This is a genomic window from Cellulomonas sp. FA1 (assembly GCF_000986825.1).
In the GTDB taxonomy this organism is placed as follows: domain Bacteria; phylum Actinomycetota; class Actinomycetes; order Actinomycetales; family Cellulomonadaceae; genus Cellulomonas; species Cellulomonas iranensis.
Map to the genome: position 1 here is coordinate 1028910 of NZ_LBMY01000001.1, position 12473 is coordinate 1041382.

Below are 12473 nucleotides of genomic sequence, written 5' to 3' on the forward strand. Positions count from 1 at the left end.
CCGGGGCATCGTTATCCGACTGTGACCGTGCACAGGACGCGGTCCGAAATCCCGGCCGCACGCGCCGCGCCGCGTCTAGAGTCGACATCCGTGGACACCACGACCTCCGCCCGGCGCCGCCCCACCATCCGTGACGTGGCCGCCGCCGCCGGCGTCTCGCGCGGCACGGTGTCCCGCGTCATCAACGGCGGCCACTGGGTGTCCCCCGAGGCCCGCGAGGCCGTCGAGCGCGCGATCGCCGAGACCGGCTACCGCGCCAACCAGCACGCCCGGTCGCTCGTCACCGGCCGCAGCAACTCCCTCGCGTTCCTGCTGACCGAGCCGCACCACCTGCTCTTCGCCGACCCGACGTTCTCGATCCTGCTGCGCGGCGCCGCCGAGGCGCTCAGCGAGCGCGGCATGACGCTCATCCTGCTCGTGGCCGGCACGCCCGACGAGCGCGAGAACGTCGCGCAGTACGTGGGCGCCGGGCACGTCGACGGCGTCCTGCTCATCTCCTCGCACGCCGACGACCCCCTGCTCGACACGCTCGTCGAGCAGGGCATCCCGACCGTCGCGTGCGGCATCCCCCTCGGGCACGCCGACCAGGTCGGCTCGGTGTCCGTGGACGAGCAGGCCGGCGCGCGCGCGATGGTCGCGCACCTGCGCGCGCAGGGCCGCCGGCGCATCGCGACGATCACCGGCCCGCTCGACACGCCCGGCGGCCGCCTGCGGCTCGAGGGCTACCGCACCGAGCTCGGCGACGCCTACGACGAGCGGTACGTCGTGCACGGCGACTACACCGCCGAGTCCGGGGCCGCAGGCATGGACGTGCTGCTCGACCGCGTCCCCGACGTCGACGCGGTGTTCGCGGCGTCCGACCTCATGGCCGCCGGCGCGCTCGGCGTGCTGCGCCGGCGCGGCCTGCGGGTGCCCGACGACGTGGCCGTGGGCGGCTTCGACGACTCGGGCCTCGCCGCGACGCTCGACCCGCCGCTGACAACCATGCACCAGCCGTTCGACCGCATCAGCGCAGCGATGGTCGCGATGCTGCTCGACGTCGTCGGGGGCGCACCGCACACCGCCGTGACCATGCCCGCCGAGCTCGTGCGGCGCGCGAGCACCTGACGCGCCGGCGCGCGGGCCCGTGCCGGCGCCGGGGTCGGCCGCGCCGCCCCGGCACCCGGCCTCAGCTCGCGCGGCCCCGCAGGAACGCGCGCATGCGCTCCTTGCCGACCGCCGCGATCGCACTGAGCGGGATGCCGGCCGGGCACACGACCGCGCACTCGCCGAACGTCGAGCACGGGCCGAAGTCGTGCTCCATCTGGTCGACCATCGCCACGGCGCGCGCCCCGCGCTGCTGCCGCGTCTGCGGGAGCGCCGCGAGGTGCGTGAGCTTGGCGCCCGTGAACAGCGACGCCGACCCGTTGGGGCAGGCCGCGACGCACGCACCGCAGCCGATGCAGGCGGCGAAGTCGAGGGCCATCTCGGCCGTCTCGTAGCTCACGCGCGTCGTGTCCGCGTCGGGCGCCGTACCCGCGTCCACCGCGACGTGCCCGCCGGCCTGGATCACGCGGTCGAGCGCCGAGCGGTCCACCACGAGGTCCTTGACCACGGGGAACGTGGCCGAGCGCAGCGGCTCGAGACGCACGACCTCGCCGTCGGCGAACGACCGCACGTGCTGCTCGCACGACGGCGTGTTCGCCTGCGGACCGTGCGGGCGGCCGTCGACGTTGACGCCGCAGCACCCGCAGATGCCCTCGCGGCAGTCGGACTCGAACGCGACGGGCTCGCGGCCCTGCTCGACGAGCTGGTCGTTGAGCCGGTCGAGCAGCTCGAGCAGCGTCATCTCGGCCGTCGCGTCGGCGACCTCGTACGTCTCGAACGCGCCGGGCGACGCGGCGTCCCGCTGCCGCCAGACCTCCAGGGTGAGCTTCACGCGTAGTTCCTCGTCTGCAGCGGCACGGCCTGGAACGTCAGCGGTTCGTCGTGCCGCACGAACCGCGCGTCGGGGGCGTCGGGCGCCGGGGACTCCCACGCCGAGACGCGGCACCACGTGGTGTCGTCGCGCAGCGCCTCGCCGTCGGGGGTCTGGTGGTCGGCGCGGAAGTGCGCGCCGCAGCTCTCGTCGCGGTCGAGCCCGTCGACGCACAGCAGCTCGGCCATCTCGAGGTAGTCGGCGACGCGGCCGGCGCGCTCGAGCTCCTGGTTGAGCTCGGCGCCCTCGCCGAGCACGCGCACGTCGCGCCAGAACTCCTCGCGCAGCGCGCGGATCTCGGCGATCCCCTGCGCGAGGCCCTCGGGCGTGCGCGTGACGCCGGCGTACCGGTAGAGGATCTCGCCGAGGCGGCGGTGGAACCGGTCGGGGCCCTGCGTGCCGCCGGTCGTCAGCAGGCGCTCGGTGCGCGCGCGGACCGCCTCGACCGCGTCGAGGACGGCCGGGTCGTCGTGCGGCAGCACGCGCGTGCCGAGCAGCGGCGCGAGGTAGCCCGGCACCGCGTACGGCAGCGTGAACCAGCCGTCGACGCACGCCGAGAGCAGCGAGTTCGCGCCGAGCCGGTTCGCGCCGTGGTAGCCCCAGCCGACCTCTCCCCCGACGAACAGCCCGGGGACCGACGTCATCATGTCGTAGTCCGACCACAGGCCGCCCATCGCGAAGTGCGCGCCGGGCGCGATGCGCATGGGCGTGCTGAGCGGGTCGTCACCCGTGGCCTGCTCGTACATGTGGAACAGGTTCGAGTACCGCGCGACCACCGTCTCGCGCCCGAGCCGGGCGATCGCGTCGGCGAAGTCGAGGTAGACGGCGTTCTTCAGCGGCCCGACGCCGAACCCGGCGTCGATGCGCTCGCGCGCCGCGCGCGACGCGACGTCGCGCGGCGTGAGGTTGCCGAACGTCGGGTAGCGCCGCTCGAGGTAGTAGTCCCGCTCGCTCTCCGGGATCGCTTCGGGGGCGCGGTCGTCGTCGGCGCGGGCCGGCACCCAGATGCGGCCGTCGTTGCGCAGCGACTCCGACATGAGGATCGTCTTGGACTGCCACTGGCTCATGAGCGGCAGCGCCGTGGGGTGGAACTGGATGAACGCCGGGTTGGCGAAGTACGCGCCGCGCCGGTGGGCGCGCCACGCGGCGGTCGCGTTGGAGTTCTTCGCGAGCGTGGACTTGCAGTAGATGTTGCCGTAGCCGCCGGTGGCCAGGACGACCGCGTGCGCGGTGACGGCACGCACCTCCCCCGTGACGAGGTCGCGCACCACGATCCCCTGCGCCCGCCCGTCGGCGACGACGAGGTCGAGCATCTCCTGGCGGGTGTGCAGCGTGACGGTGCCGCGGGCCACCTGCCGCAGCAGCGCGTTGGCTCCCGCGACCTGCAGCTGCTGACCCGTCTGGCCGCGCGTGTAGTAGGTGCGCGAGACCTGCACGCCGCCGAACGAGCGGGTCGCGAGCTCACCGCCGTACTCGCGCGCGAACGGCGCGCCGATCGCGTTCATGTGGTCGATGACGCGCACCGACTCCTGGCCGAGCCGGTAGGCGTCGGCCTCGCGGCCCCGGAAGTCGCCGCCCTTGACGGTGTCCTTGACGAACCGGTGCACCGAGTCGTTGTCGACCTTGCGCGCGCGGGCCGCGTTGATGCCGCCCTGCGCGGCGACCGAGTGCGCGCGCCGCGGCGCGTCGTGGATCGTGAAGCACTCGACGTCGTACCCGAGCTCGCCGAGCGCCGCCGCGGCGCCCGCGCCCGCCAGGCCCGTGCCGACGACGATCACGGTGAACTTGCGCCGGTTGGCCGGTGCCACGAGCGGGTAGTGCAGCCGCCGGTCGTCCCACGCCTGCTCGGCGGGCACGTCGGGCACGCGTCCGTCGACCGGCGCACCGACCGTGCGCACGTCGTCGGGCGTGCAGGACGCGGCGTCCGCACGGGTGGTGGTCGGGTCCGTCACGGTGTCCTCCGGGGTCACGACACGAGTCCCGTCAGCACCGCGACCGGGATGAGCAGGTTGCCCACGAGCACGAGCAGCCCCACGATCCCCGCGACCGCGGCGCCCGTGGCGCGCAGCCGGCGGCCCGTGGCGCCGAGGTCGTTGACGACGCTCCACAGGCCGTGCGCGAGGTGCAGGAACAGCGTGCCGATCGCGAGCATGTAGAACGCCGCGACGACGGGCCGCTGGAACGAGTGCACGAGGTTGGCGTACGCGCTGCCGTGCACGAACTCGGCGCTCGCGGCGGGCTGCGTGCCCGTCGTCAGGTCGAGGACGTGGAACACGACGAAGAACAGCAGGACGGCACCGGTCACGAGCATGCTGCGCGCCTGGAAGCTGCGGAACGTGCGCATGCCCTGGCGCCGGTGCGGCCCGCGCGCGACCCGCGCGCGACGGCGCAGCACGACGGCCGCCCACACGTGCGCCACGAGGCTGAGCGTGAGCACGGCGCGGAAGATCCAGATGAACCAGCCGTGCGGCACGAGCGGCGCCAGCAGGTCACGCTGCAGCCAGTGCGCGTAGGCGTCGAACTCCTCGGGGCCGAGGAAGACCTTGAGGTTCCCGACGAGGTGGAACACGACGAACACGCCGAAGACCGTGCCGGTCACCGCCATGACGACCTTGAGGACCCAGGTCGCCGGCACCGGCGGCCGGGTGGTCGCGGGCCGGGCCACCGCGGGGACGCGGTCGGGCTCGGGGCGCGTGCTGGTGGGTGATCCCGCCACTGCTGACCTCCGTGTCACGGACGCCTCGTGGGGGCGGGCGCCCAGCGGCACGACCCTCCCACTCCCCCCGAGCCCGCCGGTGGGACCGGAGTCCCTCGCTGGGCCGGGGGTCCCGGGTCCGTCGGGGCTGGTCGTGGAGGTGACGTGCCGACCTCGGACGAGCGACGGCAGACGTTCCGCCAGGTTCCGTTATCTTCGACCCGACCTGCACGGCACGCCTGTCCCGACCCCTCATGACGCCGGTGCGCCGCCCGCGCGGACCAGGCGCCGGCCGGCCGCCGGGCAGCCGGGCCCGTCCACGGGGCCGACGCCGCTCCCCCACGGGCGCCTAGGCTGCTGCGGTGCCGCTGACCGTCGAGACCCGCACCCCCGCCGACCTCACCCCCACCGAGCTGTACGCGCTCCTGCGCCTGCGCGTCGACGTGTTCGTCGTCGAGCAGGCGTGCCCCTACCCCGAGCTCGACGGTCGTGACCTGCTGCCCGGCACGCGGCACGTGTGGGCGCACGAGGACGGCGAGCTGCTCGGCACCGTGCGCGTGCTCGACGTCGACGGCGACCGGCCGGTCGTGGGCCGCGTCGCGACCGCCCCGGCGGCGCGCGGCCGCGGCGTCGCCGGGGCGCTCATCGAGCACGCGCTCGGGCTGTGCCGCGCGGGCACACCGGTCGAGCTCCACGGGCAGGCCCACCTCGAGCAGTGGTACGAGCGGTTCGGGTTCGTCCGCACCGGCGACACGTACGACGAGGACGGCATCCCCCACGTGCCGATGGTGCGCACTCCCCCGGCGCGCTGACTCCTGCGGCCCGTGGCGTGCGGTGCGGCGTGCGCAGCCCGCGAGCGCCGCGATCTGCGTCCGGGGCGGGCGGCGTCGTGGTGCCGGTGCGCCACGACGACGCAGGGGGCCGCCCGTGCGGGCGACCCCCTGCGGCTGCGCGGTCAGTGCCGCACCTCGTGCCTGGTCAGCGCGTCACGACGCCGAGCAGGTCAGCGTCGGCCACGTCCAGTCGCCGTTGTGCTGGACCGTGAAGCCGAACGAGACCGTCTGGCCCGCGGCGAGCGCACCGCTGCCGCTCGGGCGCATCGTCATGACGTTGCCGCTCGAGTCCCACGTGGGGCTGCCGTTCCAGGTCGCGATGATGCGCTGCGGCTGCCGGACCGTGACGGTCGACGACCAGCCGCTGATCGCGGTGTTGGCGCGGATCGTGACGGTGCCGTTGAAGCGGTCGTTCCACTTCTGGCCCTCGGAATAGGTCGCCGTGCAGCTGCCCGTTCCGGGGTTCTGGGTCGGCGTGGGCGTCGGCGTCGTGCCGGGCTGCGTGGGGGTCGGCGTGGGGTTGCCCGGGTTGGGCACCGGCGTGCCGCCCTGGTTCAGCTGGTTGAGCACGCTCGTGTAGGCGGCCTTCTTGTTGCCCGAGCCGTCGAACAGCAGCGGCGTGCCGCTCGCGCGCCACGAGTCGGTGTCACGCACGCCCCACACCGTGATGCCCGTGCAGCGTGCGACCGAGAGGCACGCCTGCACGACGCCCTGGTACTGCTGCGCCTGCGAGCTGCCCGAGCCCTCGATGTCGAGCTCGGTGATCTGCACGTCCACGCCCAGGTCGGCGAAGTTCTGCAGCGTCGTGTGGTAGTTCGACGGCACCGGGTTGCCGGAGTTGAAGTGCGCCTGGAAGCCGACGCAGTCGATCGGGACGCCGCGCGCCTTGAAGTCCTTGACCATGTTGTAGACGGCCTGCGTCTTGGCGTGCTGCCAGTTGTCGGTGTTGTAGTCGTTGTAGCAGAGCTTGGCGCCCGGGTCGGCCGCGCGTGCGGCGCGGAACGCGGCCTCGATCCAGTCGTTGCCGGTGCGCTGCAGGTTCGAGTCGCGGCGCGCGCCCGACGAGCCATCCGCGAACGCCTCGTTCACGACGTCCCACGCGTAGATCTTGCCGCGGTAGTACGACGCGACCTGGGTCACGTGGTCGAGCATCGCGGTCCGCAGCTGCGAGCCGGACATGTTCTGCATCCAGCCGGGCTGCTGCGAGTGCCACGCGAGCGCGTGCCCGCGCACCTGCTTGCCGTTCTGGCGTGCCCAGTTGACGATGCGGTCGCCCGAGGACCAGTTGAACTGGCCGCGGCTGGGCTGCATCGCGTCCATCTTCATCTCGTTCTCGGCGGTGATCATGTTGAACTCGCGGTTCGCGATGGTCGTGTAGGTGCCGTCGTTCAGGCGGCTCGCGGCGATCGCGGTGCCGAAGTAGCGGCCGCTCTCGGCGGCGGCGGCCTGGAGCGTGCTGCCGGCGGCGGCGGCGGGGACCGCGAGCGTCACGGCGAGCGTGGCGGCGGCCAGCCCGCCGAAGGCTGCGGCGAGCCGGCCGCGACGGTACCTCTGACGTGGGGTCGTCATTGATCCTCCTCGATCTGGTGCGCCGGCTGTGACCGGCGCGCCTCACCCTCGCGGGGGCGCCTCGGGGGGTCAACCGCTCTCCGGCGGATCGGTACTTTCGATGTGTCGCTGGAAACGTTTCAGCACTCGTGGGGGTGACGTTGATCGATGAAGCAGCCGCCTCCGGGGCGTCGCGAGGGGGTCCGCACCCCCGCGGCGACCGCCGCTCGATGGGAGCGCTCCTGCTCGCTGGTCCGACACTTTCGACGTCACAGCCGTCTCGCGGCACCGCGGTCAGGACGGCTCGGGAGCCAGCACGCCCGCCAGGAACCCGCCCATGAGGTGCCACGCCGCGACCGCCTCGCGGACCGGCCCCGCGTGCGTGAAGCCGTGGTCGACGCCGGGGAACGTCGCGTGCGTCGTGGCCACGCCGGCCGCCCGCAGCCGCTCCGCGAACGCGTCGCCCTCCGCCGCGAGCAGGTCCAGCGCCGCCGTCACGACCAGCGTGGGCGGCAGCACCGTGAGGTCCTCGGCCAGCAGCGGCGACGCGAGGTCCTCGGCACCCCGCGCCGCGTCCGGCAGGTACCACGCGTTGAAGCGCGCACCGACCTCGGCGAGCTCGGCCGCCCCGGCGCGGTGCTCCGCCGTGAGCTTCTCGGCCGGCGGTCGCGCCAGGTCCAGCGGCGCGTAGTCCACGACCAGCCCGACCGGGCGCGGCCCTCCGCGGCGGGCACCCAGCAGGCACGCGGCCGCTGCGAGGTTGCCGCCGGCGCTGTGCCCGCCGACCGCGACACGACGACCGTCGACGCCCAGCACCGTGCCGTGCGTCGCGAGCCACGCAAGGACATCCGTGACGTGGTGCACCGCCGCCGGGTACGGGTGCTCCGGCGCGAGCGGGTAGTCCAGGTTGACGACCACGCACCCCGCCGCGTCGGCGAGGAACCGGCAGTACGGGTCGTCGCCGCCGCCGTCGCCGAGCACGAACCCGCCGCCGTGCAGGTTGACGAAGACCCCCGGCGTCGTCGTCACCCCGCTCGGCCGGTACACGCGCAGCGCGCGCACCGGCGCGTCGTCCGCGAGCGCGACGTGCTCGGCCGTGCCGGTGGGCACACCCGCCAGCAGGCTCGTGGGGTGCGTGTCCTGGGTGGCGGCGTCGGCGCGCATGGCGCGCAGCTCCTCGGGGAGGGCGGTCACTGGTGCTCCTCGGTGTGCGGGACGCGGTCGGTCCGGGTCGATCGGCGCGGGGTCAGAGCGCGGCGAGCTCGCGCTCGAGGTCGTGGAGCCCGAGGGAGCCGAGCCCGAGCGCGGCGGTGTGCCACGCGCGCAGGTCGAACGTCTCCCCCGCGCCCTCGCGGCGCGCGCGGGCGGCTGCGCGGCCCGCGAGCCAGGCGCGCTCGCCGAGCTTGTAGCTGATGGCCTGGCCGGGCCAGCCGAGGTAGCGCTCGACCTCGCTGTGCACGAACGCGGCCGGTGAGCCGCTGCGGGCGGCGAAGAACTCCTCGGCGAGGTCGGCGGTCCACGTCTCACCGGGGTAGGACGCGCGGTCGTCGGGGATGCGCAGACCCAGGTGCATGCCGATGTCGATGACGACGCGCACGGCGCGCATGCGCTGACCGTCGAGGTACCCCAGGCGCGCACCGGGCGTGCGCAGGTAGCCGAGGTCGTCCATGAGCCGCTCGGCGTACAGCGCCCAGCCCTCGGTGGTCGCGGGGATCGAGCCGATCGACGTCTGGTAGACGGACAGGTCGCCGGCGCGGCGGGCCCACTCGCCGAGCTGCAGGTGGTGGCCGGGCACGCCCTCGTGGTACCAGGTGCTGATGAGGTCCCACGTGGGGAACCGGTCGCGGCCGAGCGTCGGCAGCCAGGTGCGGCCCGGGCGGGAGAAGTCGAGCGACGGGCGCGTGTAGTAGGGCGCGGCGGCGGACCCCGGGGGCGCGATCATCGCCTCGACGCGCTTGACGGGTCCGGCGACGTCGACGACGGTGCCGTCGAGCTCGGCGATCGCGTCGTCCATCATGCGCTGCAGCCAGGCCCGGACCTCCTCGACGCCCTCGACGGCCTCGCCGTGCTCGTCGAGGTGCGCGAGGGCCCGCTGCGGGTCGGCGCCGGGAAGCACGCGGTCGGCCTCGGCGGCCATGTCGGTCTCGATGCGGGCGAGCTCCTCCCAGCCCCACGCGTACGCGGCGTCGAGGTCGAGGTCGGCGCCGGTGTGCAGGCGCGCGTGGAGCGCGTAGCGGTCGCGGCCGACGGCGTCAGGGACGTCCTGCACGGCGGGCAGGTACTCCTGCGCGATCCACGTCCGGAGCGCGTCGACGCCCGCGGCCGCGTCGACCGCCGCGGCGTCGAGCCGCGCCTGCAGCGCGGGCGAGACCCCGGCCTGCGCGGCGCCGGCCACGAAGTCGGCGTGCCAGCCGCGCCCGTCGGCGGCGCCGAGCCAGTCGCCGAGCTGGTCGACGACCGTCGACGCCTGTCGCGGGGCGCTGCGCACGCCGCGGCGCAGGCCCTCGGCGAGCGTCGCGCGCAGGCCCTCGGCTGCGGCCGGCACCTGCGCGACGCGGTCGGCGACGACGTCCCAGTCGTCGGCCGTGGCGGTCGGCATCATGAGGAAGAGCGACTGGAGGGTCTGCACGGGCGACGCGATGGGACGCAGCACCGCGAGGTGCTCACCCGCGTCGTGCACGGCGAGCTGCGCGGTCAGCCGCTCTCGCAGCAGCGTCGCGCAGCGTCGGTCGTCGTCGTCGAGGACGCGGGCGTCGTCGAGGTCCCGCAGCACGCCGCGCGACGCGTCGGCCTTGGCGTCGGCTCCCGCGGGCGACAGGTCGGGCATGCGACCGTCGCCGGGGCGGGTGCCGAGCGCGGTGCCGACGGTCGGGTCCAGGTCGGCGAGCGTCTCGACCCACCGGTCGGCGAGCTGGCGGGCGGTGGGCGCGGCGGTGCTGTGCTGGTCGGCGGGCATGGCAGCACGCTATCCGGGCGACGCGCGTGAGGGTGTGCGCGCAGCGCCGTCGCCACCGCCGCGAGAGTGCGGGACGGCGCGCCTCCCGCAAGGTCGGGCCCGGTGCTGGTAGCTGGTTGAGGTGGAAGCCAACGACACCCCCAGCCCGACCGCCCTCCTCGCCGCCGCCGCACGCGCGGCCCACGCCCTCGTGGACGAGCCGCCCCTCCTGCTCGAGGATCCCGCGGCGCACGCCCTGTGCACGACCGGCGACACCTCACCGCTCGACTTCCAGCTCGCGCAGCCCGGCGTCCCGGTCCTCGCGGCTGCCCGCGTCTCGGCGTGCGCGCGGGCGCGCCACGCGGACGACGTGCTCGTCGCGCGCCGCGCGCGGCAGATCGTCGTGCTCGGCGCGGGTCTCGACACGACCCCCCACCGCCGACCCGCCCCCGGGCGGCGGTTCTGGCTGGTCGACCTCCCCGACGTCCTGACGTGGCGGGCGCAGCTGCTGGCACGGGCGAGCCTGCCCGAGGCGGGCGTCCCCGTGCCCGCGGACCTCGGCGGCGCGGGGTGGTTCGACGCGCTCGTCGACGCGGGCCTGGACCCGCACGTGCCCGTGGTCGCGGTCTGGCTCGGGGTCGGCATGTACCTCGAGCCGGACGCGTGCCGCGCGCTGCTCGCCGCGCTGGCGGCGCTGCCCGCCGGGTCGACGCTCGTGCTGGACCACGTGCTCCCCGCGGACGAGCGGGACGCCGCGGGCGCCGCGTACGCGGCCGCCGTGGCCGCGTTCGCCGGGAGGCACGGCGAGCCGTGGCGGACCGCTGCGTCCGCGGCGACGGTGCGCGACTGGCTGACCGACGCGGGGTGGGCGGTCGCGGACGAGCGCGACGAGGCCGATGCCGTGCCGCCGGGCTTCTGGGACGCCCAGCCCCACCTGCGGCCGATGCGGCTCGTCCGGCTGGTGACCGCGACGCTCACGGCGCCCGCCTGACGGTCACGGGGTGCCGCACCTCGGTGCGGCACCCCGCGGGTGGTCGGCTCGCGGGTGAGGAGCACGCCCGCGGGCTGCGCACCGGCATCCGGGCGCGGTCAGCGGCAGCGGGAGCGTCAGGCCCGCAGCAGGCCGCCCAGCACGCGTACGCCCTCGGCGATCTGCGCGGGGCTCGCGGCCCCGAACGACAGCCGCAGGTGCGGCGCGGGCGGCTCGTCGACGTAGAAGTGCCGGCCGTCACCGACCAGGACCCCCACGGCGTCGGCCGCGGCGGTCAGGGCGCGCGTGTCGACGCCGTGGTCGAGGCGCACCCAGAGGTGCAGGCCGCCGCGCGGGACGGCGGTGAGGCGGGCCTCGGGCAGGGTGGTGCGCAGCGCGTCGACGAGCGCGTCGCGGCGGGTCGCGAGCTCGGTGCGCAGCCGGCGGACGTGCCGCGGCCACGCGGCCGAGGTCAGCAGGCCGTGCGCGACCTCCTGCACGACCGGCGCGACGCCGAGGTCGTCGGCCGTGCGGGCGGCCCGCATGCGCTGGCCGGCGGGGCCGCGCGCGACGACCGCGCCGAGGCGCAGCCCGGGCGACGCGGGTTTGCTCAGGGTCGTGACGGTGACGACGTGGCCGTGCGGGTCGTCGGCGAGCAGCGGCGCCGGCGCAGGCCCGTCGATCGCGAGGTGACGCGCCCAGTCGTCCTCGACGACGAAGGCTCCGTGCCGGACGACGAGGCCGAGCAGCTCGCGCCGCCGGTCGGCGCCGAGCACCGCGCCGGTGGGGTTGGCGTACGACGGCTGCAGCACCACGACGCGCGCCCGGGTGCGCTCGAGCGCGTCCGCCAGCAGGTCGACGCGCACGCCTTCGGCGTCGGCGGGGACGGACGCGACGTGCAGCCCGGCGCTCTGCGCGGCGAGCAGCGTCCCGGGGTAGCCGGGGCTCTCGGTGAGCACGGTGCCGCCGGGGTCGGCGAGCGTGCGCAGCGCGACGACGAGACCGGCCTGGCCGCCGGGGACGACGAGCACGTCCTGCGGGTCGACGCGGTAGGGCGCGGCGAGCACGCGCCGCAGGTCGGGCGAGCCGGCGGGCGGGGTCATGGCCCAGGCCCGGGTGCTGCGCACGGCGCGCGCGCCGAGCCGGCGCAGGTCCTCCTGCGGCAGCAGCTCGGGCGCGAGGTAGCCCCACGACAGCGGCACGTGGTCGGCGGAGCCGTACCCGCCGAGGCGCGCGGCCCGGTCGGCGTCGACGCGCGCGGGGCCCAGCGCACCGGTCTGCCACGCGTAGTCGGGCTCGGGCCGCGCCGCGCGGTCGGTGACGAACGTGCCGCGCCCGGGCTCGGCGCGCACCAGACCGGCGGTGACCAGCTGGGCGACGGCCGCGGTCACGGTGACGGCGCTCGCGCGGTACCTCCGCGACAGCTCACGCACGCCCGGCAGCCGGTCGCCGGGACTCGCGGCGTCCACGAGCGCACGCAGCGACCGGGCGACGTCCGCGATCCTGTTATCGTCGGTCATGAGGGACAACGATAA

Annotated in this window: 10 protein-coding genes; 3 read left to right on the plus strand and 7 right to left on the minus strand. The window is 75.5% G+C overall.

Features of this window, described 5'->3' with window-relative positions; genetic code table 11:
* The first annotated feature begins 90 nt into the window (after nucleotides 1-90).
* On the plus strand, nucleotides 91-1107 hold the full coding sequence (locus GY42_RS04595) for a LacI family DNA-binding transcriptional regulator (RefSeq protein ID WP_046528434.1): 1017 nt from the start codon (nucleotides 91-93) through the stop codon (nucleotides 1105-1107).
* A gap of 61 nt (nucleotides 1108-1168) precedes the next feature.
* Here GY42_RS04595 and GY42_RS04600 read toward each other — a convergent pair whose 3' ends face one another.
* Genes GY42_RS04600 through GY42_RS04610 form a run of 3 tightly spaced genes read right to left on the minus strand, consistent with a single transcriptional unit; the run spans nucleotide 1169 to nucleotide 4673 of the window.
* A complete protein-coding gene (locus tag GY42_RS04600) occupies nucleotides 1169-1918 on the minus strand; it encodes a succinate dehydrogenase/fumarate reductase iron-sulfur subunit (RefSeq protein WP_046528435.1) in 750 nt (249 codons plus the stop codon).
* Entirely contained in the window at nucleotides 1915-3909 is a 1995-nt protein-coding gene (locus GY42_RS04605; RefSeq protein ID WP_046528436.1) for a fumarate reductase/succinate dehydrogenase flavoprotein subunit, read from the minus strand. The genes GY42_RS04600 and GY42_RS04605 overlap by 4 nt, the downstream gene beginning before the upstream one ends.
* Nucleotides 3910-3923: 14 nt before the next feature.
* Nucleotides 3924-4673, minus strand: a complete 750-nt coding sequence (locus tag GY42_RS04610; RefSeq protein WP_082131348.1) for a succinate dehydrogenase cytochrome b subunit — start codon at nucleotides 4671-4673, stop codon at nucleotides 3924-3926.
* 341 nt (nucleotides 4674-5014) lie between these two features.
* Here GY42_RS04610 and GY42_RS04615 point away from each other — a divergent pair, with 341 nt between their 5' ends.
* Nucleotides 5015-5464, plus strand: a complete 450-nt coding sequence (locus GY42_RS04615; RefSeq protein ID WP_046528437.1) for a GNAT family N-acetyltransferase — start codon at nucleotides 5015-5017, stop codon at nucleotides 5462-5464.
* 174 nt (nucleotides 5465-5638) lie between these two features.
* Here the strand turns inward: GY42_RS04615 and GY42_RS04620 are convergent, their stop codons facing one another.
* The 3 genes from GY42_RS04620 to GY42_RS04630 all read right to left on the minus strand — a co-directional run bounded on the left by GY42_RS04620 (nucleotide 5639) and on the right by GY42_RS04630 (nucleotide 9989).
* Nucleotides 5639-7054: an endo-1,4-beta-xylanase gene (locus GY42_RS04620; protein WP_046528438.1), complete on the minus strand. Its 1416-nt coding sequence runs from the start codon at nucleotides 7052-7054 to the stop codon at nucleotides 5639-5641.
* Between the two features lie 273 nt (nucleotides 7055-7327).
* On the minus strand, nucleotides 7328-8227 hold the full coding sequence (locus tag GY42_RS04625) for an alpha/beta hydrolase (RefSeq protein WP_052748208.1): 900 nt from the start codon (nucleotides 8225-8227) through the stop codon (nucleotides 7328-7330).
* A gap of 52 nt (nucleotides 8228-8279) precedes the next feature.
* Nucleotides 8280-9989 carry a DUF885 domain-containing protein gene (locus GY42_RS04630; protein WP_046528439.1) on the minus strand — a complete coding sequence of 570 codons (1710 nt, stop codon included), beginning with the start codon at nucleotides 9987-9989 and terminating at the stop codon, nucleotides 8280-8282.
* A gap of 121 nt (nucleotides 9990-10110) precedes the next feature.
* Here GY42_RS04630 and GY42_RS04635 point away from each other — a divergent pair, with 121 nt between their 5' ends.
* Entirely contained in the window at nucleotides 10111-10959 is an 849-nt protein-coding gene (locus GY42_RS04635; RefSeq protein WP_082131349.1) for a class I SAM-dependent methyltransferase, read from the plus strand.
* 116 nt (nucleotides 10960-11075) lie between these two features.
* On the opposite strand, the gene GY42_RS04640 is transcribed toward GY42_RS04635, so the two are convergent.
* Nucleotides 11076-12458, minus strand: a complete 1383-nt coding sequence (locus GY42_RS04640) for an aminotransferase-like domain-containing protein (protein ID WP_046528440.1) — start codon at nucleotides 12456-12458, stop codon at nucleotides 11076-11078.
* Between the last annotated feature and the right edge of the window lie 15 nt (nucleotides 12459-12473).

Coding starts and splice junctions, on each gene's coding strand:
- GY42_RS04620 (WP_046528438.1), bottom strand. CDS start 7,054: ATGACGACCCCACGTCAGAGGTACCGTCGCGGCCGGCTCGCCGCAGCC.
- GY42_RS04630 (WP_046528439.1), bottom strand. CDS start 9,989: ATGCCCGCCGACCAGCACAGCACCGCCGCGCCCACCGCCCGCCAGCTC.
- GY42_RS04640 (WP_046528440.1), bottom strand. CDS start 12,458: ATGACCGACGATAACAGGATCGCGGACGTCGCCCGGTCGCTGCGTGCG.